The sequence below is a fragment of the Mesorhizobium sp. WSM4844 genome, from assembly GCF_055811775.1.
Genome location: NZ_JBVVQB010000004.1, coordinates 166,354 through 192,416, shown reverse-complemented (window position 1 = coordinate 192,416; position 26,063 = coordinate 166,354). Strand labels below are relative to the sequence as shown.

Below are 26,063 nucleotides of genomic sequence, written 5' to 3'. Positions count from 1 at the left end.
GTGACGGCCTTCCTGTCCCGACGTGGTCCGGAGTCGACTGCCGAAAAACCGCAGCCCCACATCAGAGATACTGCCTGCGGCGGGAAGGCGACCGCGGCAAGCAGAATCGCAATCCCTCATCAATCTATTGATTCATGCTGGTAAAGCTCATCCATGCTGAGCGTCGCCAGAGCTGCGAAAGGCGCCTGCTTTTTCACGCGACCGCCGCTGAGGATCACCACGTCGTCGCAGAATGAGATGGTGCTGTGATGATGACTGATCACTATGGTCGTGCGGCGGCCTGCCCTCGACTTCAAGGTCTCGACAATTGCCGCTTCCGACAGTCCGTCCACCGCATTGGTAGCTTCGTCCAGGATGAGGATATCGGGATCGCGCACCAATGCTCTCGCCAGTGCGATCCGCTGCCGCTGTCCGGCTGAAAGATTGACGCCCCTGTAGCCGACGACCGTCTGGTAGCCTTGCGGCAGATGTTCAATGAATTCATGCGCTTCGGCCAGCTTTGCAGCACGCTGGGCGTCGCCGGCCGAGGCTGCGTCCTGCCCGTAGATTATGTTCTCAAAAATGGTGCCATCCACCAGTTCCAAATCCTGGCTGGCAAGTGCGATATGCCTTCGCCAGTGGCTGGGATCGATCTGGTCGAGGGGTGATCCATCGACGAGAATTCTACCGGCATCAGGCTCGACGAAGCGGCACAGGAGATTGACGATCGTCGTCTTGCCTGCGCCTGAGCGGCCGATGAGCGCCGTCGAGCGGCCGCTGCGGATCTCGAATGCCGCCGAATGCAGCACCACCGCACGCTGGTCCTTGCCGGAATAGGTAAAGGTCACGTCATCGAACTTGATCCCTTGCGCCAAGCCCTGGAACGGTCGGTGTCCTCGCGGAGGTTCGGGCTTGTCGGTCGGGTCCAGCATCCAGACCACCTCTTCAAGCGATCCGCTCAAGCCTTGCAGCTGGCTCCAGGCCATTTGCAAGGCCCGCATATACGGCTGCAGCCTGTAGAGCAGGATGACGAACGCGACGATCAGCGGGAAACTCACGCCCACGAACCAGGCTCCGATCACTACCGCCAGAAACAGCATCGCGTGGAGAATCTCGGTCAGCGGCGGCAACGCGCCCTGACGCGTAAGCAGGACGAAAGCAGCCCGGCGAACCGCGTCCGACGCCTGATCGAACGTCGCCTTCTCGCGGCTCTCCTGTCCGAAAATGCGGATCAGACGCCCGGCATGCACGAGGTGGAGCATCTGCGATGCAAGATCGCTGTTGCGCGAGGCGACGCTGCGGCTGGGCGCCTTCAAATTGGCTGACAGCACGGCGTGCGCGATCTGAACGACGACCAACCCCAGCGTGACCAACAGTGTCATCTGCCATGAAAGCAGCAGCAGAAAAGCCAGCAGAATGATTGCGGCCGATGCGCTGACGATGGCCGTCAGCATGATCTGGATCGCATCCGATGCCCGCCAGGATTCGTTGGAGATGATGTTGAGCAGCCGTCCGGGACTTTGCTGCAGGAAGAATGGATAACCGACCCGCAGCAACTGCTCCGACAGTGCGCTGCGGATCGAATGGCTGGCCTTGCCATAGATTAAGGTCGTCAGCAGCGTGTTTGCGAAGGCGAAGACGTTCTTCAGGACGATCGAGCCGAGAATGGCGGCCGAAATGACGATCAGCCGTTCGCGCTCGCTCAGGTCAGATCCGAAATGCTGGAGCACGGCAGAAAAGCCGGCCATTCCGGTTTGATCCCCCTGGCCCATGATGATGCCCAGCAAGGGGATGATCAGGCCTATGCCGAAGCCTTCAAGAGCCGCGCTGACAAGACCCAGCATCACCACGGCAGGAAGCAGCCGCAGTTGCTTCCTTCCAAGCGCGCGGCGCAGCATCGGCAGGCTCGGCGGTACCAGTCGCATTATGGCGTATTCACCCTCGCCTCGGCATTTGCCTGTTGATGCTGTGCTTGTTGATCCTGCCGCACTTGCGGCGCCTCTGGCCGTCTCGCCAACGAGAGAACCGCGAACTTGGCCGCGCCGAGCAGATTCATGACGACGATCGGCCAGTGCGACAGCTTGAGTTCGCAATCGAACCGAGGCCCCTTCACCAATTCCCGGAAAGCCGATCGCACGGCCCAGTAGAAATGGCGAAGCAGCCAAGGCGCATGGCGAACATGTTTCAGGCACAGCCCGCCATTGCCCAGGCAGTAGTCGCGGTGGAGCTTTTCGATCGCCTTGTGATCTCGCCGGCCGTGATGGTGGAAAATCGTCATGTCGGGCACATATTCGACCGGGATTCCGAGCAGCACCGCTCGCACAAGATAGTCCGTATCTTCCGCGGAGCGCAGCGGGCCGCCTGCGCCGAACCGCTCGTCGAAAAGGCCGATACGGGCAGCAGCATCGCGGTGCATCGTCATGTTGCAGCCGAGCACAAAGCCGCCGGGATGAACATCCGATGTAAGCCGCTCGCGGACCAGCGATCGCTTGATCGTGAACGGCAGATCCCTGGCATCGCCGATCTCGACGCGGCCTCCCCGGACGACCCGTTCCCCGGTCCCATAGTGTCGCTGCAAATCACTGAGGTAGTCGCCATGGACCTGGCAATCATCATCGACGAAGACCAGCACACGGCCCCGTGCGCGCGCCAGACCGGCGTTGCGGGCCGCCGCCAATCCGCGTCGTGGCTCGCAAACAGCCGTAAATGGCATGTCCGACAGTTCGGCGATGCTGGCCAGGCGTTCTGCCGTGCGGTCAGTCGAGCCGTTGTCGACAACCACGAGTTCGGCCGCGAAGGCAGGATGGGCACGGCACGCGGCCTGGATCGACTTGATGCAAGGCTCGAGCACCGCAACGCGGTTGCGCGTGCAGACGATGAAGCTGACCTCCGGCGCCGGGCCGTGCTGCGGCCGGGGATCGGCCGAAATGGGCGCAAGCATACTCGAGCGACTGTGCTCCAGAGGCTGGTGGGATTTGACTGTCATTCTAGCTCGACCCAAGGGAAGGCAGAACCGCCGCGGCCGGCACGGATTGCAAGTACCGCGACAAGGCGTCTACCTGCCTGGTCGCCGACATCGAGACGAGACTGAACCGCGGCGCGTAGGCGCCGGCACGCAATGCGTACCGCTCGCGACGCCGAATGCGGTCCCATTTGGCAGTCCGCGTCAGGAACTCATGCGTCAACAGCGGTTGCATCTCATCGCCTACGAGTTGGTAGAGGAAATAAAACAGGTTCAGCGTGCCGGCCTCATAGCTCGGCCTCGTTTCCGCCGGCAGTCCGGAAATCCTCTCCTGCAGCGCAAGCATCCAATCGGCGGCACGGCGGACCGTGTCCATTGAGGCAGTATCACCGATGTCGCGGAGGTCCCGCGCGTTTGGCGCGAGGCCTTCCCGCTCAAGGGTTTCGGCCACGATCTTCAAATGCGTCCTTCGCAGCTCCCGCTTGTGCCGGTTCGTCACGCTGTCGCCATGGATACGATAGGCGATCAGGTTTTCGGGGATCATAGCCGCCGGGTAACGGTCGGTGAGCCGTCTGAAGAGATCGAAATCTTCGGCATGGGTATAGCTCTCGTTGTAATATAGATCGCCGTCCTTTATGGCGTTCCTATTAAAAACTACCGTAGGATGCATGAATATCGTGAAGAACATTGATAATATGCCCAAGATATTTTCCTGAAGAACTGGATCAGGCAGGCCTTTGACGATGCGTTTGCCAAGCAGGAAATCGACACCTGCGCCGCACAGGGCGAGGTCGGGCCGCTGGTTGAAGAGTGCGACCTGACGCGATAGGCGCCAGGGATAGGCGATATCGTCGGCGTCCATCCTGGCGACCAGATCACCCCGAGCCACCGCCAGCCCTTCATTCAGGGTTGCGATGAGGCCCCGGTTTTCGCGTGAGACGATGGAGATGCGGTTGTCAGATCTGCGGAAATTCTGCAGGATCTGCAGGGAATTATCCGTCGATCCGTCATCGGTCGCGATGATCTCCAGGCGATCGTAATCCTGCCGCAGGATGCTGGCGAGCGCGGCAGCCAGATAAGGTCCGGCATTATAGATCGGCAGCAGAACGGACACCAAGGGAGCAGCCATGGTCAGCTCCGATCCGTTCGCGGGAGGTCGCGTGCCAGGGATGCTTTGCGGCCATCGAGCGGGCCGCTGAAATAAACTCCTGTTGTCCTTCCAAGCCACCCGGCGTCATTCGTTTTGGCACCTGCCAGGATGACGGCGCCAGTTCCTGGAGCAACATAGGGGAAGTAGCGCTTGAGGCTGTTGAGCGGCTTTTCGAAAAGCAGCCATGAGACCGAAGCCACGATGATGGTCGCCGCTCCCGCAACCAGGAATCGCCCCGGCCCTTGCTCAGAGACGTTGAACGGAATCCAGGGCTGGGACATGACCGCGAGCGACAGGACGATGGGATGGTAGAGATAAACGCCGTAGCTGACGCGACCAAGGGCCAGCAGCGGTGGCAGGTTGAGAAACTTCCCCCGATAACCGCCAATGCCGGAGGAACAGCTCGCAACGACCACGACCAGCGGCGCGAGAGGCAGGACTTCCAAGAGCAGCCAGCGGACCCATTCCTGCACGGAATTTGCCGGCGTCGGAGCAAACCACTGCAGGACGAAAAAGGCGGCCGCGAGCGCCGGCCAGCCAAATCGCAACCACTGCGGCAAGACAGCGGTTCTGGTTCGGTAGACTGCAAGCAGCGCACCTGATGCCAGCGCGTCCATCGATGCCTGCGGAAGCAGGTCGCGCGCGAGGTCGGGACTTCCGGTGATCGGCCAATAAAAGCGATACGACAACGACAACAGGATGACGCCGATGCAGATCGACTGAAGACGCCGGAGCGGCGCCAGAAAAACGATCAATGGCCAGACGATATAGAACTGCTCCTCAATGCTCAGGCTCCAAAGATGGGCGAGGACCCAAGGCGTCCATTCGTTGCGCAGTGCAAACCAGAAATTCGACAGATAAAGCGCATGCCAGACCAGCGATCCCCTCGACTGCTCCAGGTCGACCAGCCAAACGAAAGCCAACACGGCAAAGTAGGGAGGGAATATACGCAGCGCCCGCCTGATGTAGAAGGATTTGAGTGCGGGTGCGGTTTCGAATTCAGCGGCCGCGCGCGCGTCCAGAAGAAGCCGCGTGATCAGAAAGCCGCTCAGTACGAAGAACAGTCGCACGCCGATGTGGCCCCAGAAGGAAGACCCTCCCGCCGCAAAGAAATGCGAATGCATTACCATCGTCACGGCGATGGCCCTCAGCGCGTCCAATTGCGTGGCGCGTCTCATCGGCCGCTTCCGCCAGTTGGATGTCTCCGATGACATCGTTGCCGCGGGTCGCCGCTGCTCACTCTGCGGACAGCGGCGCCTGCGCAATGCGGCTGATCGTTTTCGCTCAAAGCGCTGCGTCTCGCGCGGGCTGCGGAGGTTCGGGCGGAGCGACCAAATGGCTCTGCGCCATCCCCCGCCAGTGGGCCCACCAGATTGCAGATTGCCTAAACACCACGGAATCTCTTCACGCCATCGAATGCCCCAGCGCGACGATAGGAAAAAAATGCTGCGTCGCAACACAAAATGTTAACGCGTTTGAAATAGTCGCGTGAGGCACGGCCTGAGAAATGCGCGAAATCCGCCCGAATCTGGCCATTTTTGACAGTTTTTGACCGAAGCTCGGACTTATTCACAGTTCATGTTGGCGCGACTGTGCTGCATTGCAGCGTGATCGATCGATAATAGGGATGACGTAATACTCGCCTAGGAATATGAATACACCCGGTTTGATGCGCTCGCCTGGCTGGCGCGCAGCATGCACATTCCCCTACACATTGTCCGGATCGAGGCGATCGCCCGGCAGGCATCGCTTCGCGCTTGCAGCGGCCTGATCGTCGCATCGGCTGCTGAGCGCGAACGGCTCAGCAAAGCCTACCCGCGCATTCGACTCGACATGGCCAATATCGCCAACCCGATCGACGTCGAGGAATGGAAAGCGATCGCACGCCAGGAAGCGCGGAAAAGCCTCGGCTTGCCGAGTGAGACGTTTATTGCCGCAATCACGGGCGCATCGACATCCGCCGGAAAGGGCTCGATGTGCTCTTGAAAGCCTGTCTTCCTTTTTGGGGACGCGTCATCCGAACTGGTGATAATCGGCTCCGGTCAGGACCGAGATATATTTGCCAGGCTCTTGTGCGAGGCCGGACTGCCGAATGTGAGATGGCTTTCCGATTATACTACGGACCGGTCGCTGATCCGACACTGGCTTTCGGCGGCGGATGCCTACGTCACGACGTCCCGCATCGAAGGCATGCCGGTCGCACCGCTGGAGGCGATGGCTTGCAGTCTTCCCATCGTCGCCACCGATGCACAGGGGCTTCCCGACATTTGGCAAATGGCCGAGAGTCGGGTGGCCTGATGGTTCGAAAGGATCGCCCGGACGAAGTCGCGCAGGCCCTGAAGCGCCTGAAGCACGATCTGCACTTGCGGGAACGCCTTGGTCGGGCGGCCCGAAAGCGGATAGAGGAAAATTTTTCGCTTGCCGCAGTCGCCGCCGCTCTCGATTGCTTGTTTGACCATGCGGTAGGGCTCTTCCGCAAAAAGATCCTCACAACTGGCGGCGATACCAGGTCAGCGCCGTTTCGACGATCCGGTCGATTCCGGATTGCTCAGGCCTCCAGCCGAGTTCCCGGCTCGCCTTCCCGGCCGCGGCTACAAGCGCAGGCGGGTCACCCGCTCTGCGCGGACCGTAGGCTACGGGAAGGCGCGTTCCCGAAACCCGGCTCACCGCATCGACCAACTCGTTCACCGTCGTCCCGGTTCCGGTGCCGAGATTGTAGACGTGGACTCCCGGATCGCGCAGAAGCTTCTCCCCCGCCAGAACGTGCGCACGGGCGAGATCGGTGACGTGGACATAGTCCCGCACCGCGGTTCCGTCCCTTGTGTCGAAGTCGGTGCCATTAATGGTAAAAATCCGGCCCGATCTAACCGCCGCCTCGATAGCGAGCGGAATGACATGCGTTTCCGGTTCATGCCGCTCACCGACCTCGCCGTCCGGATCACATCCGGCCGCGTTGAAATACCGAAGCACAACCGCGTTGAGGCCATGGGCATCCGAAAGATTGTCCACCATTCGTTCTACAATGAATTTCGACCATCCATAGGGATTGATGGGCGACTGCGGATGCGTTTCGTCAATCGGGGAACGAATCGGAACGCCGTAAGACGCGCAGGTGCTCGACAAGATCAGCTTGTCGACGCCGATCTTCAGCATTTCCTCGAGCAAGACCAGCGTCCCAAAACTGTTGTTTCGGTAGTAGAGTTCCGGGCGCTCGACGGACTCGCCGACATAGGCGTAAGCGGCGAAATGCGCCACCACATCCGGCCGATACTGGTGCAGCGCTGCTGCCACCGCTACGCGATCGCAAATATCGCCCTCGACAAGCGGTCCCCATTTGACCGCATCGCGCCAGCCGCGCGAGAGGTTGTCATAGGCAATGACCGACCAATCGGATTCGGCGAATGCCTTGCAGCAGTGTGAGCCGATATAGCCCGCCCCGCCAGTGACCAAGACTGTTTTCATTCGGCTGCAGCGGACCGAGCGTATCCCGACGAGACCAAGCCTTCGAAATAGGCAATAGTCGTGGCGAGACCGTCGCGCAATGCGATTTTTGGCTTCCAATTGAGCTGGCGCAAGGCACACCCGATATCAGGCTTTCGCTGCCTTGGGTCATCGACGGGCAAAGGTAAAAACCTGATCTTGGATCGGCTTCCGGTAAGTTCGATCACGAGATTGGCAAGTTCGAGCATCGTGAATTCGACCGGGTTGCCGAGATTGATTGGGCCGGTAACATCGTCGGCCGTGTGCATCAGGCGAACCAGACCGTCGATGAGATCATTGACGTAGCAAAATGAGCGTGTCTGCTCGCCGGTGCCGTACACGGTTATCGGTTTGTTTTGCAGTGCCTGCATGATGAAGTTGGAAATGACGCGGCCGTCGTCCGGACGCATCCTCGGACCGTAGGTGTTGAAGATGCGCGCTACCTTGATCCGCAGCCTGTGCTGCCGCCAATAGTCGAAAAACAGGGTTTCGGCACACCGCTTGCCTTCGTCGTAACAGGAACGGGGACCTATCGGGTTTACCCTGCCCCAATAGTCCTCGGTCTGCGGGTGAATCTCGGGATTTCCGTAGACTTCAGACGTGGACGCCTGAAGGATCTTTGCGCGAACCCGCTTGGCGAGTCCCAGCATATTGATCGCCCCATGAACGTTGGTCTTTGTCGTCTGGACCGGATCGAACTGATAGTGAACCGGGCTTGCCGGGCAAGCAAGGTTGTATATTTCATCAACTTCTACGTAGAGCGGAAATGTCACGTCGTGGCGAATGATCTCAAAGGATCTGTTGTCGAGCAAATGCGAGACGTTTCTCCGACTTCCTGTGAAGAAATTGTCGACGCATACAAGCTCGTGGCCTTCAGCAAGCAACCGCTCGCATAAGAACGATCCCAGAAAACCTGCGCCCCCCGTCACCAAGACTCGCTTTGCCTGCGGCATTTTTGGGATCCTCACGCCAGTTCTTCACGCAATCGAATGCGCAAAGCCCTGGGGGGAGGATAGGAAAAAAATGCTGCGCCGAAAACACAAAATGTTAACGGACCTGAAATAGTCGCGTGAGTGCGCGGCGCACGATCCATGAAAAAGCCCCTTTTGCCATTCTTTGACGGTTTTCGTCCGAACCTCAGCCTACCGGCAATCGACATTTGGACGTGAATGCGCTGCGTTGCATCATGATCGTAATAAAGGGAGATGGGTCCTGCACAGTCTTGACCCGGCTCCTATCGCTGCCGATGAACGCCTCGCAGCTTGGGGGTCAAAAGCTGACATAGCCGATGTCCACTTTCGACCTCTGCGTGCTCCTTCGCCAACCCTACGCCGGTTTCAATTGCCTGCGCGGCAGCCGCGGGAAGGCCATCGCCACCGCCACCGCGCCGAGCCCGACAAGGGCCGAGCCGATGAACAGCCAGGAATAGCTGGCATAGGCGTCGAACACCATGCCGCCGGCGAGCGGGCCGAAAGCCATGCCGATGCTGGACAGCATGGTTACGGCACCAAACACCGTGCCGAGGATGCGCTGGCCGAAATATTCGCGTGCCAGCACCGCATAGAGCGGCATCACGCCGCCATAGGTGGCGCCGAAGATAACGGCAAGCGTGTAGAATTGACCAAGCTCGCTGACGGCGAGATAGGCAGCGATGACCACCGACTGTATCGCCAGTCCGGTAATCAGCACCGGCTTGACCCCCATCCGGTCGGCAAGCACGCCGTATAAAAGCCTGCCGCCCAGCCCCGCCAGGCCCTCGATGCTGTAGATGCTGACCGCCGCCATCGGCGCTATGCCGCACAGCATCGCATAGCTCACCATATGGAAGATTGGCCCGGAATGCGCCGCGCAGCAGGCAAAAAAGGTCAGTGCCAGAACGATGAATTGCGGCGAGCGCAGCGCCTGTGGAACCGACATGCCGGTATCGTCGGCGGCAAGATCGGAGGCGGCGCCGTCCGCGGCAGGCTTGGGCGGCTGGCGCACCAGCAATGCGGCCGGCACCAGCAGCGCCCACGCCGCGATGCCGATGACCAGCATGGCGGTGCGCCAGTCATAGGCCGAGATCAGCCAGCGCGCGAAGGGCGAGATCGTCATGGGTGCCACGCCCATGCCGGCCGAAACCAGCGAAACCGCAAGGCTGCGGTTCTTGTCGAACCACGCCGTGGTCAGCGCGATCATTGGCGCAAAAAAGGCGCTTGCCGCGAGGCCGACGAGCACGCCATAGGTGATCTGGAAGACAAGCAGCGAGCCGGTGCGGCTGGCCAGCACCAGCGCCAGCCCGAGCAGCATCGCCCCTGTCACCACGACAATGCGAGCGCCGTAGCGATCGTAAATGGCGCCCCAGGCGAAACCGCCGAGACCCATCACTAGGAAGTTCAGCGTCATCGCGCTCGATATGCCGGCGCGCGACCAATCCGTGTCGAGCGCCATCGGTTCGAGGAAGATCGCCAGCGAGAACATCGCCCCGAGGGCGACGCAGGTCATCAGGGCGCCAGCCGCGACGATGATCCAACGATAGGAAAGGCTCATGCTTTTTCTCCCGAGATCGTTTGGACACGGCGCGACTTCGTTCGAACTTCGTCACACCGCTTGCGTCCGAAGGACGATGCCGACATTTCCAATCCTACAATCCGGTTGCATTTTTTATCCAGTCGCGAAATCGCGCCACTCGATTGCTCCAATGCCTACTCGATTGGTCCATTGCATTGACCGTGCGCCGCCCTGAGCTAGATTTCCAACCTGGCGATCAGGAGCTATCAGGCATGGAACTTCATCGCGGCCGTCTCATCGACCACGTCCAGCTGGTGGTCAGCGACCTTGCGGCAAGCCGGCGCTTCTACGAGGCGGTTTTCAAGGTGCTCGATGTTCCCATCGGCGGCAGCGCCGAGGATTATTTCTGGGCCGACGAGCTATTCGTCTCCAGCATCGACAGTCGGGCGGCCAGCGGACAACTGACGGGGCGCCACCACCTTGCCTTCCAGGCCAAGGACCGCGCGATGGTCGACGCCTTCTACAAGGCCGGCCTCGACGCCGGCGGCGCGGACAACGGCGCGCCGGGTGAGCGGCAGCACTACCATCCCGGCTACTATGCCGCCTTCCTGCTCGATCCCGACGGCAACAACATCGAGGCCGTCTTTCACGGGCCGGCCAACCGCAGCGCCGCTTCGGTGGAGATTACGTTTTAGCTCGATGACAGGTATTCTCGTTACGTCGCGCCGCGCCAACGCTTAATATTCAACTTCAACGCAGCGACGCTCAAAGGCTACCGCATGGCCATCGACGAAGCGCCGCTGTCTTTGCCACGGAGCTCCCGCCCTATCGCGTCAGCGCCGCCATCCGGCCCGCCAGGAACTCGACGAACAGCCGGGCGCGGACCGGTAGCTGTCGCCCATACGCATGGACGATGTGCACCGGCATAGTCGGCATCGCCACCTCGGGCAGAATGCGGACCAGACGGCCGGTGTCGAGATCGTCCTGCACGGCAAACTGCATCAGATGCGCGATGCCGGCTCCGGCCAGCGCCGCTTGCCGGATGGCGCCGCCGTCGTCCGTATCGAGCCGCCCGTTTGGCACGATCACCGCGCCGTCGGCTAATGTGACGGGATAAGGTCGGCCGGCCGTCTGGTAACGGACGAAGTCGTGGCTCTGCAAATCCTCGATTGAGGCCGGCCGGCCGCGCCGTTCGACGTAGGTCGGCGATGCCACCAGCACGATCGGCAGATTGGCGATCTTGCGCGCGATGAGCCCGGTGTCCGACAGCGTCCCCATGCGCACCGCTACATCATAACCTTCGCGGATCAGGTCGGCGTGACGGTCGGTGACACTGAGCTCGAGTTTCACTTCGCCGTGCTGCGCCAGGAATGCTTGCGCCCATGAGGCAATCAGGCCGCGCCCGAGTTCGACGGATGCCGTGACGCGCAGCAGGCCGCGCGCAGTATCCGCCATCTGGACGATGTCCTCGGCATCGTCCAGCGCTCTGAGCAAAGGCGCGGCCCGCTCGTAATAGGCGAGGCCTTCGCTGGTCAGTGCCAGCCGGCGCGTCGAGCGCTGGATCAGCCGCACGCCCAGCCGCCACTCGAGCCGCGCCACGCTCTTCGACACCGCCGACGGGCTGGAGCCGACCAGCCGGCTGGCGGCATGGAACGAGCCGGCATCGACCGTGCGCACGAAGGCGACGAGACCGGCGGTCTTTTCGAGGATGGTGGTCATTCAAGAATTCCAGGCACGAAAGAACCGATCGAGGTGATCCTAAATACGCTATCCGATCACCATTAAATACCGCTCATCATCGACAAAGGAGAGATTTGATGAGCAAGCTGAACGGCAAGGTCGCCATCATCACCGGCGCCTCCAAGGGTATCGGCGCCGGCATCGCCAAGGGTCTTGCGGCGGCCGGTGCCGCCGTGGTCGTCAACTATGCCTCGTCGAGGGAAGGTGCGGACCGCGTCGTTGCCGAGATCAAGGACGCAGGCGGCCGAGCCGTTGCCGTCCATGGCGACGTGTCGCAAGTGGCCGACGTGCGCCGCCTGTTCGAGGCCGCCAAATCGTCGTTCGGCGCGGTGGACATCCTGGTCAACAATGCCGGCGTCTTCGCATTCGAGCCGCTGGAAGCGGTGACCGAGGCCGAATTCCACCGTGAGTTCGACACCAATGTGCTGGGCACCATCCTGACCATCCGGGAAGCGGTGAACCATTTCGGCGCCGGAGGCGGCAGCGTCATCAACATAAGCTCGGTCGCCAGCCTCAACCCGCAGCCGAGCTCGCTGGTCTACGCCGCCACCAAGGGCGCAGTGGATTCGATCACGCTCTCCATGTCGAGAGAGCTCGGCGCCCGCAACATCCGCGTCAACGCCATCGCGCCCGGCGGCGTCGACACCGAAGGCCTGCAGCGGATCGGCATCGTCGGCAGCGAGTTCGAGAAGCAGGTCATCGCCATGACCCCGCTCGGCCGCTTCGGCCAGCCCGACGACATCGCCCGCATCGCGGTGTTCCTCGCCTCCGACGACGCATCCTGGCTGACCGGCGAGCGCATCACCGCCTCGGGCGGTTGGAGATAGGCATAGACCTGCCGTTTCACGGACCATCCCACGCAGCGCGACGTCGATAAAACCCTGCAATCGATGACGAGAGCGATCTGAGCCCTATGTTGCGGCGATGGAGGAGCGCCGTGCGGTATCGATGACGGCGAGAAGCCAGGGAGGCAACGGATGACGGACGACGAAAGAGCAATCCGAAAGCTGGTCGAGACGTGGATGGATGCGAGCAAGCGTGGAGACACCGCGACCGTCCTCAGATTGATGACGGACGACGCGATCTTCATGGTTCCCGGCCGGGAGCCCTTCGACAAGGAGATCTTCGCGGCAGCCGCGCAGGAGATGGCCGGCGTTCATGTCGACGGCACGAACGAGATCGTTGAACTACAGCTTCTTGGCGACTGGGCCTTCATGCGCGGTCGTATCGATATGACCGCAACGCCGCCGAACGGGAAGCCGGTGCGTCAATCGGGATATACGCTGACGCTCCTGCGCAAGGAGGCTGATGGTGCGTGGCGGCTGGCCCGCGATGCGAACCTGCTGACCGCGCAAGGCTAGAGCCGGTCTCCGGCATCTCTGCACCGGAAGGCGCGCCAGGGAGCGACAGGATGGCGAAGATGCGTGCAGGTCGCCCTGAACAGCGTTCCCCTCCTCCACTGATCACACCGGCAAGAGGGCGTTCGGCTTGACATCGGCGATGGAGGCGAAGGTGTGCGTTTCGCGCACGCCGGGCAGTGGCAGGATGACCCGCTGCAGGAAATCCTTGAACACCGCCATATCGGCGATCCGCGCCTTGACCAGATAATCGAAACCGCCAACCACCATATGGCACTCCAGAACCTCCGGGGCCTTCGCCACGGCTTCGGCGAAACGGTCAAAGACATGCGGCGCCGTGTGGTCAAGCCGGACCTCGATGAACACCAGCGTTCCCCTGCCGACCTTGCGCGGATCGAGCACCGCCCTGACCGCGGTGATGAACCCGTCGCGGAACAGGCGCTTCACCCGCTGGCTCGTTCCGGTCGGCGACAGCCCGACACGCCCGGCAAGATCAAGCGTCGTCCGGCGCCCATCCTCCTGCAGCAGCCGGAGCAGGCTGCGGTCTATCTGGTCGAGGTCGTCCATTTTCACAATCCACTCTATCTCAGGGATTTGTGTGCTGATTTTACGCAGAGATATCAAAATCAACGTATTTCATCACATAAAACCTCGCAATAGCCTGCGCTTCCCTCACCCACTCAAAGCAACCGTGGTGAGCCGATTTCGGCAAACAAAAGGAGTGCAAGATGACCAAGGAAGCGTTCAGCCCAGCCGGCAGGAGTGCGGCGGAAATCAGCAAGGGAGCGACCGAGATCCTGGTGCTGAGCGAAGTCGACGTGATGGCGTGCATCGATCTCAGCAAGCTTCTCGATGTTCTGGAAGACGGCTTCAAGGCGCTGTCACAAGGCAGGGTCGTCAATCCACCCCGACCACAGCTCAACATCCCAGGGGCCGGCTACAGCCTCGCCATGCCGGCCTGGATGGAGGGCATGAACCTGACCGTCAAGGTCGTCAACGTCTTCGAAGGCAATTTGGCCAAGACCCTGCCCAGCCACCTCGCCACCATCAGCCTGTTCGATCCGCTGTCCGGCCTGCCGGTCTGCATCATGGACGGCACCTTCATAACCGCGGTGCGAACCTCCGGCTCCGCCGTGCTGTCGGTGCGCGCGCTCGCGCGCCGGGACGCCAGGATAGCGACAGTGGTCGGCGCCGGCGTGCAGGCCAACCAGCACCTGCATCTGTTGCCGCTGGTGCGCGACTTTGCCGAAATCCGGGTCGCTTCGAAGAGCTTCGACGATGCGGCAGCGCTTGCCCGGCTGCATCCGTCGGTGGTGGCGGTCGCCGACCTCGAGGCGGCAGTGCGCAGTTCCGACGTGGTGTGCCTGGCGACGCATTCCTACGAGCCGGTGATCGAGGCAGACTGGGTTCGGCCGGGCACGCACGTCTCGTCGGTCGGGGTGGCACCACCCGGCGGTGAAATGGCGATCGAGCTCATCGGCAAATCCAGTCTTTTTGTCGAGACCAGGGATGCGTTCAAACCGACCCCGGTCGGTTCTTGCGAGCTTGCCGGCTTCGACCCGGATTTCGGCACCGAGCTTGGCGCCATGCTGCTCGACCGCGCGCCGGGCCGCGTTTCGGATCAACAGATCACCACCTACAAGGCGATGGGCATTGCCATGGAAGACATGGTCGCCGCCGATCTCGCCTATCGTTGCGCCAAGCGTCTGCACAAGGGAAAGCTCATCGTGCTGTAGGCGTGCCGCGAGCCAGGCGGGATCGACGTTGCTGACAATGGCGCTTTCGCGGAAGCGGCCGGGCTAAAGGGCGGTCCCTCAGCCCGGCACACGCTTCAGCGCCTGCGCCATGCAGTGGATGCCGCCGCCGGTCTTCGAGATCTCGCTCATGTCGATGGCCGCCACTTCGAAGCCGCGCGCCTTGAGCTGGCCGATCAGCGTCTGGCTGGAGGTCGGCGCGATCACCCGGTCCTTGCCCAGCGACATGAAGTTGCAGCCGAGCGCCATCGTGTCCTGGAACGGCACGTCGATGATCTCGTGGCCCTTGCCCTTCAGCCAGTCGACGATGCCCGGCTCGGTGCAGGCGAGGCAGACGGCGGTCAGTTTGTCGGCGATCGGCACCACCATCAGGTCGATATGGACATAATATTCGTCGATGAAGGCGATGCGGGTTTCCCAGCCCTCCTTGTCGAACCAGGCCTGGACCTGGCGCGCGCCCTCCTCCTGGGTGCGGGCGCCGCCACAGCCGATCAGCACCACGCCGTCCTCGATGACGTTGAAGTCGCCGCCTTCGAAAGTGCCCGCGGTGACCATGTCGTAGATCGGGATGCCGAGCTTCTCATAGGTGCGGATCGCCGCATAGTTCTCGCCGCGCCGCCACCATTGGGACATCGCGGTGATGATGGCGCCATACGGCGTCATGACGCTGGAATCGCGCGAATAGACCTGCATCGGCAGCTCCGGCGTCGGCTCGTGCCAGTGGATGTTCACGCCGAAATGCTCATAAGCGGCGACCAGGTCCTTGTGCTGCGCCTGCGCGATCTGGACGTTGCACGGCGCCTCACGCAGATGCTTGCGCGACAGCGAGCTGGTCGAGAGATGGCGCAGGAAATTCGACGAACCGAGCAGCACGTCGGTCAGGACGTCGGTCTCGTTGGCAAAGCCCCAGGCGGTCAATGGCTTGGTGCCGCCGGTCGGGTTGCGGCGCTGCAATGAAAACGGCTCTGCTACGATGCGGTCGTGAACGGTCATGGCATTCTCCTGGCTTCGAGTGATCACGCGGCTTGCGGGTTGCCTGGTATCCACCAGTCCCGTCCGCGCGGGGTGGTGACATATTCCGGCCAGCGGAAATGGATCGGCGGTTCGTAGTCGCAAAGCGGCGCCAGCCAATTGCTGCCACCAATGCCGCCGCCGGTGCGGGCGACGAATTCGTCCATCGCCGCATCGCGGGCGGCCTTGTCTTCCAGCAGGCGAAGAGCTGCCAACGCAATCGTCTTCGACGCGCAGGCAACCATCGGATCGATGGTGGCGGAAATGCCGCCCAGCGCATTCATCGCCCAGGACGGATATGCCTGGCCGTTTTGCGAACGCAGCGCCGGCCGGGCGACATAGAACCGCGCCGTCGGCGTCTGCCACGACATGTCGGTGTAATCGTCGGAGGTCGAATTGAGCTGCGACGGCGGCAAGTCGCGACGCAGCAACGCCTCCGCCTCCTCAGGCGCAATCAGCTGCTCCAACTCGGCGATGAACGGCTCGCCGGTCGCCGCGCCGCCGGCATTGACCTGGATTTCGCGGGCAATCGCCTTGGCCGTCTCGTCCCAGCGTGGCGGCCCAACCGTCGACAGCGCATCGTAGGCAATGTCAGCCATGGCATGATTGGCGAGCCCTGGCCGCGACTTCGACACCCAGTGCCGCTCATGGCGGCAGCCGCTCATCGTCGCGGCGGCTTCGGCATTGCGGTCGAGCACGGCGGTGACCTGCTCGGCCATGGCAAGCGTCGGCACGCGGATCATGTACTGGATCTCGGCCAGTCCGGCCGGCAGATTGTCGGCGGTCGCCTGCCCCGCGGTCAGGATCGCCTCGCTGATCGACCAGCCGCCCTGATGCGGCAGCATGGAATCACGCAGCGCCTTGGACGCCATGTACATCATGACAAGCGCGTCGTTGGCGCCGGGCGCCCGCACCGCGGAATGCGCCTGCGGAATCGGTGCACAATCGCTTGCGCGAACCCAATTTTCGGGTTCGTCGCACACAAAGCGATAGATCATCGCATAGGCCGCGCCGCAATGCGTGTCCCAGCGCGCCGTGTTGCAGAGCGGCAGCATGTAAAAGGGATGGAAGGAGATCATGCCGGCGAGGCCATCGTAGTAGCCCTTTGCGGCATGGATCGGCTTCGACCCCCGCACCTTCTCCGCCGGCTCGCCGGTGAAGCGCAGCGTGCCCGATATGCCGTGGCGCTGCATCGCCGCCTTGGTCGCCAAAAGCCCGCCCAGGCTGGCAATGCCGAGGCCGGAATGCGGATCGGTGTGGCCGCCGGCCTCAGCGCCGAGCCCCGGGCGCGGTCGCTTGACGGTCGCCGCATCCTGGCAATTGCCCGGCACCGCGTCATACTCGGCATACATGCCGATCGTCGGCCCGGCGCCGTTGGTCCAGTGGGCGCAAAAGGCGGTCGGCATCCCGCCGGAGCCTTCCTCGACCGAAAAGCCCTCGTGCTTCAGACGCTCGACATACCAGGCGGCCGACTGGTATTCGCGCCAGGCGGTCTCGCCGAAATCGAAGATCGTCCGCGTCCACGCCGACAGCGACGGCTGGATGTCGTCCAGGCAGGCAAGCGCGGTTGCTTGGGCCGAGGTGGTCACCGGATCCTCCATCGGTCAAAGAAAGCAGTGAAGCGCCTCGCCAAAAAGTGATATGTTTTCCCGGCTCATGCAAATTCGGTTCACCTCTTGAGAATTCCCTCGACGCAGGCGCTGCGCGCCCTCGACAGTTTCGCCCGCCACGGCAGCGTCTGGCGCGCTGCCGACGAACTGCATCTGACCCGCAGCGCGGTCAGCCACCAATTGCGGCTGCTCGAACGCGATCTCGGCTTCGACCTGCTCGAGCGCATCGGCAAGGGCGTGGCGCTGACGCCGCGCGGCCAGCGTTACGCCAGTGACGTGCGCAAGGCGCTGACGGTGCTCGGCGATGCGGTAACGCGCCATGCCGGCACCGGCGTCGGCGGCTCGTTCAGCGTCAGTTGCACGCCGGGCTTCGCCTCGCTGTTCCTGTGCACGCACATCGGCGAATTCCGGCAGATGTACCCCGATGTCGCGCTGCGCATCCTGACGCCGCGGCGGCTGGACGACGTCAGCAATGCCGACGCCGACGCCTTCATCGCCTTCGGCGTCGGCAACTGGCCGAACCGGGCGGTCGAGCTGTTGTGCGAGATCTCGTTCACGCCGCTGTGCAGCCCGACGCTGCTCAACAAGATCGGCGGCTTTTCCAGGCCGGCCGACGTGCTGCGCGCCAATCTCCTGCATCTCGGCGACACCGAGGACTGGGCGCGCTGGCTGGCGCTGTCGAAGGTCGAGAATCCCGACACCGAGGGCGGCATCTTCTTTTCCGACATGAACCTGGTCTTTTCGGCCGCCATCGCCGGCCAGGGCATCGCCATGGGCGACGAACTGACCAGCCGCCGGGCGCTGAGCGAAGGCCGGCTGGTGCGCCCCTTCGACATCGCAATCAGTTCGCCACGCTCGTATTTTCTCGTTTCCGAGCATGCCAAGGCGGCGCATCCCGTGCTGGAGGCGTTCGGGAGGTGGCTGAGGTCGAAACTGTCGGAGATTAGCTAATCTCCCCCCTCGAGGGGGAGATGTCGCCGAAGGCGACAGAGGGGGTCGCCGCGCGTGAAGCCCCAGCCTCCATCTGCAGCAGCAGGCCGAGCCCAGTCGGACCGACCCCCTCTGGCCGCTTTGCGGCCATCTCCCCCTCGAGGGGGGAGATTGGCGCCATAGATGAATCAAATTTGCCGATCAGGCGAAAACTATTCGGTTGCGGTGAGCCGCGGGCCTGCCTACGATTTCAATCACATTGAGGACAAGGCAGGATGCAGCAACCCGGCCGTGCCGCAGAGATCAAGGCAATCGGGATCGGCAAGAGCTTCGGCTCGTTCCGTGCGCTGGACGATCTGACGCTCGATATCGGCCGCGGTGAGTTCCTGACCCTGCTCGGGCCGTCGGGTTCGGGCAAGACCACCTTCTTGATGATCCTTGCCGGTTTCGTGCAGCCGACCGACGGCCGCCTTTACAGCGACGGCGTCGATATCACCGAGCGGCCGGCCGAGCAGCGTGCCGCCGGCATGGTGTTCCAGGGCTATGCCCTGTTCCCGCATATGAGCGTCGAGGCCAACATCGCCTTCCCGCTCAAGGTGCGCAAGAAGTCGGCGGCCGAGATCAAGCGTCGCGTCGGTGAGATGGTCGAGCGCGTCGGGCTGAAGGGCCACGAGAAGAAACTGCCGTCGCAATTGTCCGGCGGCCAGCAGCAGCGCGTGGCGCTGGCGCGTGCCCTGGTGTTCGAGCCGGGTGTGCTTTTGCTCGACGAGCCGTTCTCGGCGCTCGACAAGGGCCTGCGCGGCCAGATGCAGGCCGAGATGAAGCGGCTGCACCAGGAAACCGGCACCACCTTCGTCTTCGTCACCCATGATCAGAGCGAGGCGCTGGCGCTATCGTCGCGCGTCGCCATCTTCAACCACGGCAAGTTGCTGCAGGTCGGGGCGCCTGACGAGGTCTACGACCGGCCGGCCAACCGCTTCGTCGCCGAGTTCCTCGGCGAGATCAACATGCTGCCGCTGAAGGGCGTGCGCAACGCCGACAACGGCGCCACCGGCCTGTGCGAAGACCGCACGATCACCCTGCGCGGCAATGCAAGCGCCGTCGGCAGCAACGCCATCCTGGCGATCCGGCCCGAATACATGTCGATCGCCCCCGAAGCGACAGCCGGGGAGAACGGCATCGCCGCGACTGCGGTCGCCTCGACCTATCTCGGCGCTGCGACGCGGCTCGATCTCACCACGCGCCAAGGTGCCAAGGTGACGGTCTCGGTGCCGAACGAGGTCGCCGCTTCGGCACTCAGCAAGGGCAATTCCGTATGGCTGACATGGCCGGCGGAAAAAGGTTTCCTCCTTCCGGACGGAGGATGACGACCAGAGTGACGAATGCAAATTCGCACCGACTACCGGGATAAAAACAACGACAAAAAAGGGGAACTGACATGACAAACAATTCAGAGATGAGCGAAACCAGGAAACACGCCATCGAGACACTGTCCGCCAGGGCGGTGCGCGGCGAGATCTCGCGCCGGCAGTTCACGCAGCTGGCTGCGCTCGTGCTGGCCGGCACGCCGATGCTGCTGCGCTCGACCGGCGCCTTCGCGCAAGCCAAGGAACTGGTGCTGGTCAACTGGGGTGGTGACGCCATCACCGCCTATGACGCGGCCTATGGCCAGGCGTTCACCAAGGAGACCGGCATCACCGTCAAAATGGACGGCTCCGGTCCGACCGAGGGTGCGATCGCCGCACAATTCAAGAGCGGCGCCCCGACCTGGGACCTGGTCGACGTCGACCCGTTCTCGGCGATCACGCTCGGCGCGCAGGGCATGCTCGAGCCGATCGACTATTCGATCGTCGACAAGAACAAGATGCGGCCTGGCTTCGGCTGGGAGCACGCCGCCTCGACCTATTTCTTCTCCTATGTCATCGCCTATGATTCCGAGAAATTCGGCAGCCAGGCACCGACCGGCATGGCCGACTTCTTCGACGTGACGAAATTCCCGGGCAAGCGCTCGCTCTACAAATGGGGCGTGTCGAGCTGGGAAGCGGCGCTGCTCGCCGACGGCATCGCGCCGGCCTCGCTCTATCCGCTCGACCTCAAGCGCGCGCACGACAAGATCGCCGCCTTCAAGGAGAATGTCGTTGCCTATTGGGGCGGCGGCGCCGAGAGCCAGAGCGTGCTGCTCGACGGCGAGGCTTCGATGGCCATCGTCTGGTCGACGCGAGCCTCGCTGATCGAGCAGGATTCCGGCGGCAAGATCAAGTTCATCTGGGACCAGGGCCTGATCTCGCCCGGCGCGCTCGCCGTGCTCAAGGGAAATCCCGGCGGCAAGGACGCGGCGATGAAGTTCATCGCCAGCGCCCAGGATCCGGAGAAGCAACTGATCATGTTCGACAAGCTCGGCCAGGGCCCGGCCAATCCGGCCACCGACGCGCTGATCCCCGCCGACAAGAAGCGCATCAACCCGGTCGACCCCGAAAACATGAAGAAGCAGATCCCGCTCGACATGGAGTGGTACGCCAAGAACTACGGGGCCGCACTCGACGAATACACGAAGATCATCTCCGCCTGATAGACCGGGATAACCGGAGCCGAGATGAAAGCATATCTCTCCGACAGGATGGGCGCGGCGCTGCTGATGGCGCCGCTGCTGCTGTTCCTTGGCGCCGCCTACGCCTGGCCATTCTTCGGCGTCGTCAACTGGAGCTTCACCCTGCCCGAGCCGGGGCTCGGGCAATATGGCACGCTGCTTAGCGACCCGCTGGTGCAGTCGGTGTTTGTCCGCACGCTGCGCATCGCTGCGATCGTCACGATTGTTTCGGTTGCCGCCGCCTACGCCATCACCCTGGTGTGGGTGCGCGGCACGCCGGCGCAGCGGGTGATCGCCGAGTTCTGCATCCTGGTGCCATTCTGGATCTCGGTGCTGACGCGCGCCTTCGGCTGGGTGGCGCTGCTTTCCAATCGCGGCCTGTTCAACACCTGGCTGCAGGCGATCGGCTTCATCTCGGAACCGCTGACGCTGGTGCGCAACGAATTCGGCGTCATCGTCGGCATGACGCATTTCCTCATTCCCTTCGCCGTGTTTCCGCTGGCGTCTTCGATGCGCAGCCTCGACGACCGCGTGCTGCTGGCGGCGCGCGGGCTCGGCTCCAGCCGCATGCGCACCTTCTGGTCGGTGTTCGTGCCGATGACCCGCTCCGGCATCATCGGCTCGGCGCTCATCGTCTTCGTCTTTTCGCTCGGCTTCTTCGTGACGCCTGCGATCCTCGGCGGCGGCCGCAGCGTTATGGTCGCCGAGCTGATCTATCTGCGCATCTTCCAGAGCCCGGACTGGGGCCTGGGGGCGGCGATCAGCGTCGTGCTGGTGCTGTTCGTCGGCGCGCTGATGGCGCTGCTGTTCCGCTATGTCAGACCGAAGCAGCTGATCTGATGCCGACCTACCGCCCCGGCCCCGTCTCGCTGGTCCTCGCCGCCCTGGTGGCGCTGTTCCTGCTGTTGCCGCTGCTTGCCGTGATCCCGGTGTCGCTGACGCCGACCCGCATGCTGGCGATGCCGTCCGGCGAATTGTCGCTGCGCCACTACCGGGCGCTGATCGAGGATCCGCGCTGGATCAATTCGATCCTGCTCTCGATCAGGATCGGCGTCGTCAGCAGCGCCTTTTCCACCGTGCTGGCGCTGTGCTTCAGCCTCGGTGTGTGGATGTTCCAGCCGCGCTTCACCGCCGCGCTGGTCGGCTTCGTGCTGCTGCCAATGGTGGTGCCGCCGGTGGTCTCGGCGATCACGCTCTACTTCCTGCTGACCTCGATCTCCGGCGTCTCTTCGTTCTTCGGCTACGACACCTGGCTCGGTGTCGCCATGGCGCATGCGGTGATGACGGTGCCGTTCGCAACGGTGCTGATCCTGGTGTCGCTCAGCCAGCTCGACCGGCGCATCGACCTTGCCGCGCGCGGTCTCGGCGCCACCGTGTGGGAACGCGCCACCCGCATCATCATGCCCAACATCAAATTCGGCATCGTCACTGCCGCCCTGCTGTCCTTCGTGCTGTCCTGGGAAGAGATCGGCGTCACCCTGTTCATCACCTCGGTCAACGCCATCACGCTGCCCAGGCTGATGTGGATGGGCCTGCGCGACAACATCGACCCGGCGATCGCCGCCCTCTCGGTGATCCTGATCATCATCACGGTGCTGGTGCTGGCGGCGCGCAGTGCCGTGGTCAAGCTGCGCGCGGGGCAGTAGGGCGACCAAAGCGGTGCGCATATCCGCTCGACAGTTGGCGGGACAGCGCCCCCTCTGGCCTGCCGGCCATCTCCCCCACTTGGGGGGAGATCGGCAGCTTTCGGCGACGGCTCCCTCCTTCGGCGGTAGTGATTGGCGAAAGCGGAGATGACGGCCAATCTCCCCCCAAGTGGGGGAGATGTCCGGCAGGACAGAGGGGGGCGCGAAGGATTGCCAACCTTTGAAAGCTTCTTCTACCCCATTGCATGGCGGATTGTCTTCGACAGACGGCTCAGGAATGCCGGTCTAGACGATGCGTCGAGCTTCCACGACAGCACCGCCGTCGCCAGTTTCCGCGGCAGCACCCCGACCGACAGGAACCAGGCGGCAAGGACGGCGCGCCGGCGTAGCGATGCGGTCATTTCGAGGCTGGCGACGGCGCCCGCTGCCCCAAGCGCCAGCCGGGAATCATTGGCCACGGGGTGCCGGCGCCTGTCCGCGCACAGCGATGCCAGCCGCTCTTCCAGGTGGACCGGATCGTGGCGGACAGCCTCCGACGGGACGATGGTCAGGCCGATCCCGGAGGCTTGGTCCGACAGCGCCTGCATGCGGCGGAAGTCGTGGGTTACCCGCCAGCGTGCCCGCTCGGCGAGCTTTTCACCGAACACCGAATGGTTGGCGCCGTGGATCCGGTAGGCGCCGACGCATTCGTCAATGGACTGGACGTGTCCGTACATGGGCGCCAGCGTTACAAGGTAGCCATCGGCGCCCTGGCGGAACTCCGCCTCCGGTATAGGCATGATCGATTCGAGGGTTGTGCGATCAAAGGCCAGCCCGCTGGTCACAGTCGTCTGATAGCGGCCCTTGTGCAGGAGTTTCGGCATGACGTCACCGCTGTCGAAGGGCAGTTCGGGCGGCGGAAAGACGTCCTTGACGCGTTGTCGTTCGTCGACGATATGCAGCCTTGATTGCACCTGGGCGGTTGCCGCATCCCAGGTGTCGACGATCTTGGAAACGGCGGTCGGATAAAGAAAATCGTCGGCGTCGAGGAACAGGACGATCTTGCCCGAGCTTGCCGCGAACCCGGTGTTGAACGCCGCCGCATGCCCGCCGTTTTGCGCGCGCGGGCAGGCGAGGATCCTGTCCCCATATGATTTCATGATTGTCGTGGAATTGTCCTGCGAGGCATCATCGACGACGATGACTTCGACATCCGCGTAGTCCTGCTCGAGAGCGCTGTCGATGCTGCGTTTGAGGAAACGCGCGTAATTGTAATTCGGGATGATGATCGATACCGGAATCCTCGGGACAGACTGCATCGCATTTGACCTCGCATCTTGCTTTGGTTTCAGCAAACCCGCGCGCGGGCCTGGTTCCTCCTCAAGCGCGTCCCACGAATTCCTGGGAGAAGGCTCGCGCCTTTCGTCAGGACGGGTCACGTCTCTTGCTTTGCGACTTCATTTTGAGGCCGCCATTGCCTTCAAGAGCTGCCGCCGAGATCATGGTCGACGGCAGCAAGGGCTCCGACGGTTCGGCTCGGATGACACGACAACCGAGCCTGACGGAAAGGCTTCGGTCGTGATCAGGTCGGGATCGAAGCGGACAGGCACCTTGAAGGCATGGCGGATACTGGCCTTCAAATGCGGCTGGAGCAAGCCCCACGCCAAGACCAAAGGCTCACAAGCCTGTTACGTCTCAGGCGGCATGCAGCGTTGGAATGGCGCTGACATCCACTTCGCGCTCCGCGTGCCAGGCATCATACGCGGCCGCGACCATCGGCTTACAAGGCCAATCGTCTTTTCCCGGAGCCGGCGAACCGGCTCCGGGCCGTATGGGGGCAGGCCTGATCAGTCACGCAGCCTGCAGCCCCGGCAGCGACAGATCGGCTTCCTCAGGCAAGTCGCCGGCCATCGCGGCAGCGAACCTGGTCTGGTCGAGTTCCCCTTCCCAGCGCGCCACGACCACGGTCGCCACCGCATTGCCGATGAAGTTGGTCAGCGCCCGGCATTCCGACATGAAGCGGTCGACGCCGAGGATCAGCGCCATGCCGGCGACCGGCACTGCCGGCACGACCGAGAGCGTCGCGGCCAGCGTGATGAAGCCGGCGCCGGTAATGCCGGCGGCGCCCTTGGAACTCAGCATGGCGACGGCGAGCAGCAGGATCTGGTCGCCGAGGGTGAGCGGCGTGTCGGTCGCCTGGGCGATGAACAGCGCAGCCAGCGTCATGTAGATATTGGTGCCGTCGAGGTTGAAGGAATAGCCGGTCGGGACGACCAGCCCGACCACCGAGCGGTTGCAGCCGGCGCGCTCCATCTTGGCCATCAGGCCCGGCAGTGCCGCTTCCGAGGAGGAGGTGCCGAGCACCAGCAGCAGCTCTTCCTTGACGTAGCGGATCAGCGCCAGGATCGAGAAGCCGTTGTAGCGGGCGACCGCGCCGAGCACCACCAGCACGAACAGCAGCGAGGTCAGGTAGAATGTGCCGATCAGCATGGCGAGGTTGGCGATCGAGCCGATGCCGTATTTGCCGATGGTGAAAGCCATGGCGCCGAAAGCGCCGATCGGCGCGGCCTTCATCAGGATGGCGACGAGGCGGAAGATCGGCGTGGTCAATGCCTGCAGGAAATCGACGACCGGGCGGCCGCGATCGCCGACCGCGGCAAGTGCGAGCCCGAACAACACCGAAAAGAACAGCACCTGCAGGATGTCGCCCTTTGCGAAAGCGCCGGTGATCGTGTCGGGGATGATGTTCATCAGGAAACCGACGATGCTGGTGTCGTGGGCTTTTTCGGTGTAGGTCGCCACCTTTGTGGCATCGAGCGTGGCCGGATCGATATGCATGCCGGCGCCCGGCTGGACGACGTTCGAGACGACAAGGCCGACGACAAGCGCCAGCGTCGAGAAAGCCAGGAAGTAGATCATCGCCTTGCCGGCGACGCGGCCCACCTTCTGCAGGTCGGAAACGCCGGCGATGCCGGTCGCCACCGTCAGGAAGATCACCGGTGCGATCACCATCTTCACCAGCTTGATGAAGGCGTCGCCGAACGGCTTCATCGCCTCACCGGTTTCGGGATAGAAGTGGCCGAGCAGCACGCCGGCGGCGATCGCCGCCAGCACCTGCACATAGAGATGCCGGTAGAACGGAAGTTTGCCGCGCGGCGCGGCGGCAGCGAATGCTGTCTGCATGACGTCCTCCATTGTGCTCCGATCGAAAGCTCGACCTCCCGGAGCGTTTGCATTTGACCCAGCAGCCTCGCGACCGCTGAAGTCGTGTCTGCAACTGCCGTGCCAAGTGCGCGGAAAAGAGCCTCTCCCTTTGATTTTATTGAGTATTCCAGAACTGGCAGTTCGTTTCGCACACACACAAAGTGCGGATGTTCGCATGGCCGA

24 protein-coding genes are annotated in these 26,063 nt (G+C 62.8%); 11 read left to right on the top strand and 13 right to left on the bottom strand.

Annotation, left to right across the window (positions count from 1 at the left end):
• Positions 1 to 119: 119 nt before the first annotated feature.
• The 4 genes from AC0L2A_RS05895 to AC0L2A_RS05880 are packed head-to-tail and all read right to left on the bottom strand — an operon-like array spanning position 120 to position 5,269.
• Entirely contained in the window at positions 120 to 1,904 is a 1,785-nt protein-coding gene (locus AC0L2A_RS05895) for an ABC transporter ATP-binding protein (RefSeq protein ID WP_473607874.1), read from the bottom strand.
• The gene (locus AC0L2A_RS05890) at positions 1,904 to 2,920 is read right to left on the bottom strand and encodes a glycosyltransferase family 2 protein (RefSeq protein WP_473607875.1); all 1,017 of its coding nucleotides are present in this window, start codon (positions 2,918 to 2,920) and stop codon (positions 1,904 to 1,906) included. Before AC0L2A_RS05890 ends, AC0L2A_RS05895 begins: the two co-directional genes overlap by 1 nt.
• A 46-nt stretch (positions 2,921 to 2,966) precedes the next feature.
• Positions 2,967 to 4,070, bottom strand: a complete 1,104-nt coding sequence (locus AC0L2A_RS05885; protein ID WP_287238576.1) for a glycosyltransferase family 2 protein — start codon at positions 4,068 to 4,070, stop codon at positions 2,967 to 2,969.
• Positions 4,071 to 4,072: 2 nt separating this feature from the next.
• Positions 4,073 to 5,269, bottom strand: a complete 1,197-nt coding sequence (locus tag AC0L2A_RS05880) for an acyltransferase family protein (RefSeq protein ID WP_473607877.1) — start codon at positions 5,267 to 5,269, stop codon at positions 4,073 to 4,075.
• A gap of 517 nt (positions 5,270 to 5,786) precedes the next feature.
• Here AC0L2A_RS05880 and AC0L2A_RS05875 point away from each other — a divergent pair.
• The gene (locus AC0L2A_RS05875) at positions 5,787 to 6,077 is read left to right on the top strand and encodes a hypothetical protein (RefSeq protein ID WP_473607878.1); all 291 of its coding nucleotides are present in this window, start codon (positions 5,787 to 5,789) and stop codon (positions 6,075 to 6,077) included.
• 39 nt (positions 6,078 to 6,116) lie between these two features.
• Positions 6,117 to 6,389 (top strand): glycosyltransferase family 4 protein, encoded by a 273-nt coding sequence (locus tag AC0L2A_RS05870; protein ID WP_473607879.1) that lies wholly within the window; start codon positions 6,117 to 6,119, stop codon positions 6,387 to 6,389.
• Positions 6,390 to 6,578: 189 nt separating this feature from the next.
• Here AC0L2A_RS05870 and galE read toward each other — a convergent pair whose 3' ends face one another.
• The 3 genes from galE to AC0L2A_RS05855 form a co-directional block, all read right to left on the bottom strand.
• A complete protein-coding gene (gene galE / locus AC0L2A_RS05865) occupies positions 6,579 to 7,553 on the bottom strand; it encodes a UDP-glucose 4-epimerase GalE (RefSeq protein ID WP_473607881.1) in 975 nt (324 codons plus the stop codon).
• Positions 7,550 to 8,524, bottom strand: a complete 975-nt coding sequence (locus tag AC0L2A_RS05860) for a UDP-glucuronic acid decarboxylase family protein (RefSeq protein ID WP_473607882.1) — start codon at positions 8,522 to 8,524, stop codon at positions 7,550 to 7,552. The genes galE and AC0L2A_RS05860 overlap by 4 nt, the downstream gene beginning before the upstream one ends.
• 373 nt (positions 8,525 to 8,897) lie before the next feature.
• Entirely contained in the window at positions 8,898 to 10,100 is a 1,203-nt protein-coding gene (locus tag AC0L2A_RS05855; RefSeq protein ID WP_473607883.1) for an MFS transporter, read from the bottom strand.
• A gap of 233 nt (positions 10,101 to 10,333) precedes the next feature.
• Between AC0L2A_RS05855 and AC0L2A_RS05850 the strand changes: the two genes are divergently transcribed.
• Entirely contained in the window at positions 10,334 to 10,756 is a 423-nt protein-coding gene (locus tag AC0L2A_RS05850) for a VOC family protein (protein WP_473607885.1), read from the top strand.
• Between the two features lie 130 nt (positions 10,757 to 10,886).
• On the opposite strand, the gene AC0L2A_RS05845 is transcribed toward AC0L2A_RS05850, so the two are convergent.
• The gene (locus AC0L2A_RS05845) at positions 10,887 to 11,780 is read right to left on the bottom strand and encodes a LysR family transcriptional regulator (protein ID WP_473607886.1); all 894 of its coding nucleotides are present in this window, start codon (positions 11,778 to 11,780) and stop codon (positions 10,887 to 10,889) included.
• 98 nt (positions 11,781 to 11,878) lie between these two features.
• On the opposite strand from AC0L2A_RS05845, the gene AC0L2A_RS05840 reads away from it, so the two are divergent.
• Together AC0L2A_RS05840 and AC0L2A_RS05835 are read left to right on the top strand one after the other, a co-directional pair.
• Positions 11,879 to 12,628 carry an SDR family NAD(P)-dependent oxidoreductase gene (locus tag AC0L2A_RS05840; RefSeq protein ID WP_473607887.1) on the top strand — a complete coding sequence of 250 codons (750 nt, stop codon included), beginning with the start codon at positions 11,879 to 11,881 and terminating at the stop codon, positions 12,626 to 12,628.
• A 195-nt stretch (positions 12,629 to 12,823) separates the two neighbouring features.
• Positions 12,824 to 13,162 (top strand): YybH family protein, encoded by a 339-nt coding sequence (locus AC0L2A_RS05835; protein ID WP_473607889.1) that lies wholly within the window; start codon positions 12,824 to 12,826, stop codon positions 13,160 to 13,162.
• Positions 13,163 to 13,264: 102 nt separating this feature from the next.
• On the opposite strand, the gene AC0L2A_RS05830 is transcribed toward AC0L2A_RS05835, so the two are convergent.
• Positions 13,265 to 13,726: an Lrp/AsnC family transcriptional regulator gene (locus AC0L2A_RS05830; protein WP_473607890.1), complete on the bottom strand. Its 462-nt coding sequence runs from the start codon at positions 13,724 to 13,726 to the stop codon at positions 13,265 to 13,267.
• Between the two features lie 161 nt (positions 13,727 to 13,887).
• On the opposite strand from AC0L2A_RS05830, the gene AC0L2A_RS05825 reads away from it, so the two are divergent.
• Positions 13,888 to 14,895, top strand: a complete 1,008-nt coding sequence (locus AC0L2A_RS05825) for an ornithine cyclodeaminase family protein (RefSeq protein ID WP_473607891.1) — start codon at positions 13,888 to 13,890, stop codon at positions 14,893 to 14,895.
• Positions 14,896 to 14,973: 78 nt separating this feature from the next.
• Here AC0L2A_RS05825 and AC0L2A_RS05820 read toward each other — a convergent pair whose 3' ends face one another.
• Both AC0L2A_RS05820 and AC0L2A_RS05815 read right to left on the bottom strand, forming a co-directional pair.
• A complete protein-coding gene (locus tag AC0L2A_RS05820) occupies positions 14,974 to 15,906 on the bottom strand; it encodes a dimethylarginine dimethylaminohydrolase family protein (RefSeq protein ID WP_473607893.1) in 933 nt (310 codons plus the stop codon).
• Positions 15,907 to 15,929: 23 nt separating this feature from the next.
• Positions 15,930 to 17,525, bottom strand: a complete 1,596-nt coding sequence (locus AC0L2A_RS05815) for a zinc-binding metallopeptidase family protein (protein WP_473607894.1) — start codon at positions 17,523 to 17,525, stop codon at positions 15,930 to 15,932.
• Positions 17,526 to 17,600: 75 nt separating this feature from the next.
• Between AC0L2A_RS05815 and AC0L2A_RS05810 the strand changes: the two genes are divergently transcribed.
• From AC0L2A_RS05810 to AC0L2A_RS05790, 5 genes are all read left to right on the top strand, one after another.
• The gene (locus AC0L2A_RS05810; protein ID WP_473607896.1) at positions 17,601 to 18,485 is read left to right on the top strand and encodes a LysR substrate-binding domain-containing protein; all 885 of its coding nucleotides are present in this window, start codon (positions 17,601 to 17,603) and stop codon (positions 18,483 to 18,485) included.
• A gap of 254 nt (positions 18,486 to 18,739) precedes the next feature.
• Positions 18,740 to 19,831: an ABC transporter ATP-binding protein gene (locus tag AC0L2A_RS05805; RefSeq protein ID WP_287070095.1), complete on the top strand. Its 1,092-nt coding sequence runs from the start codon at positions 18,740 to 18,742 to the stop codon at positions 19,829 to 19,831.
• An 89-nt stretch (positions 19,832 to 19,920) separates the two neighbouring features.
• Entirely contained in the window at positions 19,921 to 21,033 is a 1,113-nt protein-coding gene (locus AC0L2A_RS05800; protein WP_027155092.1) for an ABC transporter substrate-binding protein, read from the top strand.
• 24 nt (positions 21,034 to 21,057) lie between these two features.
• On the top strand, positions 21,058 to 21,891 hold the full coding sequence (locus tag AC0L2A_RS05795; protein WP_473607897.1) for an ABC transporter permease: 834 nt from the start codon (positions 21,058 to 21,060) through the stop codon (positions 21,889 to 21,891).
• Positions 21,891 to 22,697 (top strand): ABC transporter permease, encoded by an 807-nt coding sequence (locus AC0L2A_RS05790; protein ID WP_473607899.1) that lies wholly within the window; start codon positions 21,891 to 21,893, stop codon positions 22,695 to 22,697. The genes AC0L2A_RS05795 and AC0L2A_RS05790 overlap by 1 nt, the downstream gene beginning before the upstream one ends.
• A 233-nt stretch (positions 22,698 to 22,930) precedes the next feature.
• Here AC0L2A_RS05790 and AC0L2A_RS05785 read toward each other — a convergent pair whose 3' ends face one another.
• Together AC0L2A_RS05785 and AC0L2A_RS05780 are read right to left on the bottom strand one after the other, a co-directional pair.
• Positions 22,931 to 23,995 (bottom strand): glycosyltransferase family 2 protein, encoded by a 1,065-nt coding sequence (locus tag AC0L2A_RS05785; RefSeq protein WP_473607900.1) that lies wholly within the window; start codon positions 23,993 to 23,995, stop codon positions 22,931 to 22,933.
• Positions 23,996 to 24,527: 532 nt separating this feature from the next.
• Positions 24,528 to 25,859, bottom strand: coding sequence for a dicarboxylate/amino acid:cation symporter (locus AC0L2A_RS05780; RefSeq protein WP_027155097.1), 1,332 nt, complete (start codon positions 25,857 to 25,859; stop codon positions 24,528 to 24,530).
• Between the last annotated feature and the right edge of the window lie 204 nt (positions 25,860 to 26,063).

Excerpts from the sequence above, each read along its gene's own strand:
- galE (WP_473607881.1), bottom strand. The coding sequence starts at position 7,553 with ATGAAAACAGTCTTGGTCACTGGCGGGGCGGGCTATATCGGCTCACAC.
- AC0L2A_RS05885 (WP_287238576.1), bottom strand. The coding sequence starts at position 4,070 with ATGGCTGCTCCCTTGGTGTCCGTTCTGCTGCCGATCTATAATGCCGGA.
- AC0L2A_RS05825 (WP_473607891.1), top strand. The coding sequence starts at position 13,888 with ATGACCAAGGAAGCGTTCAGCCCAGCCGGCAGGAGTGCGGCGGAAATC.
- AC0L2A_RS05800 (WP_027155092.1), top strand. The coding sequence starts at position 19,921 with ATGAGCGAAACCAGGAAACACGCCATCGAGACACTGTCCGCCAGGGCG.
- AC0L2A_RS05820 (WP_473607893.1), bottom strand. The coding sequence starts at position 15,906 with ATGACCGTTCACGACCGCATCGTAGCAGAGCCGTTTTCATTGCAGCGC.
- AC0L2A_RS05795 (WP_473607897.1), top strand. The coding sequence starts at position 21,058 with ATGAAAGCATATCTCTCCGACAGGATGGGCGCGGCGCTGCTGATGGCG.
- AC0L2A_RS05880 (WP_473607877.1), bottom strand. The coding sequence starts at position 5,269 with ATGAGACGCGCCACGCAATTGGACGCGCTGAGGGCCATCGCCGTGACG.
- AC0L2A_RS05780 (WP_027155097.1), bottom strand. The coding sequence starts at position 25,859 with ATGCAGACAGCATTCGCTGCCGCCGCGCCGCGCGGCAAACTTCCGTTC.
- AC0L2A_RS05785 (WP_473607900.1), bottom strand. The coding sequence starts at position 23,995 with ATGCAGTCTGTCCCGAGGATTCCGGTATCGATCATCATCCCGAATTAC.
- AC0L2A_RS05815 (WP_473607894.1), bottom strand. The coding sequence starts at position 17,525 with ATGGAGGATCCGGTGACCACCTCGGCCCAAGCAACCGCGCTTGCCTGC.
- AC0L2A_RS05835 (WP_473607889.1), top strand. The coding sequence starts at position 12,824 with ATGGATGCGAGCAAGCGTGGAGACACCGCGACCGTCCTCAGATTGATG.
- AC0L2A_RS05790 (WP_473607899.1), top strand. The coding sequence starts at position 21,891 with ATGCCGACCTACCGCCCCGGCCCCGTCTCGCTGGTCCTCGCCGCCCTG.
- AC0L2A_RS05845 (WP_473607886.1), bottom strand. The coding sequence starts at position 11,780 with ATGACCACCATCCTCGAAAAGACCGCCGGTCTCGTCGCCTTCGTGCGC.
- AC0L2A_RS05840 (WP_473607887.1), top strand. The coding sequence starts at position 11,879 with ATGAGCAAGCTGAACGGCAAGGTCGCCATCATCACCGGCGCCTCCAAG.
- AC0L2A_RS05855 (WP_473607883.1), bottom strand. The coding sequence starts at position 10,100 with ATGAGCCTTTCCTATCGTTGGATCATCGTCGCGGCTGGCGCCCTGATG.
- AC0L2A_RS05805 (WP_287070095.1), top strand. The coding sequence starts at position 18,740 with ATGCAGCAACCCGGCCGTGCCGCAGAGATCAAGGCAATCGGGATCGGC.
- AC0L2A_RS05890 (WP_473607875.1), bottom strand. The coding sequence starts at position 2,920 with ATGCTTGCGCCCATTTCGGCCGATCCCCGGCCGCAGCACGGCCCGGCG.
- AC0L2A_RS05830 (WP_473607890.1), bottom strand. The coding sequence starts at position 13,726 with ATGGACGACCTCGACCAGATAGACCGCAGCCTGCTCCGGCTGCTGCAG.
- AC0L2A_RS05895 (WP_473607874.1), bottom strand. The coding sequence starts at position 1,904 with ATGCGACTGGTACCGCCGAGCCTGCCGATGCTGCGCCGCGCGCTTGGA.
- AC0L2A_RS05850 (WP_473607885.1), top strand. The coding sequence starts at position 10,334 with ATGGAACTTCATCGCGGCCGTCTCATCGACCACGTCCAGCTGGTGGTC.
- AC0L2A_RS05875 (WP_473607878.1), top strand. The coding sequence starts at position 5,787 with ATGCACATTCCCCTACACATTGTCCGGATCGAGGCGATCGCCCGGCAG.
- AC0L2A_RS05860 (WP_473607882.1), bottom strand. The coding sequence starts at position 8,524 with ATGCCGCAGGCAAAGCGAGTCTTGGTGACGGGGGGCGCAGGTTTTCTG.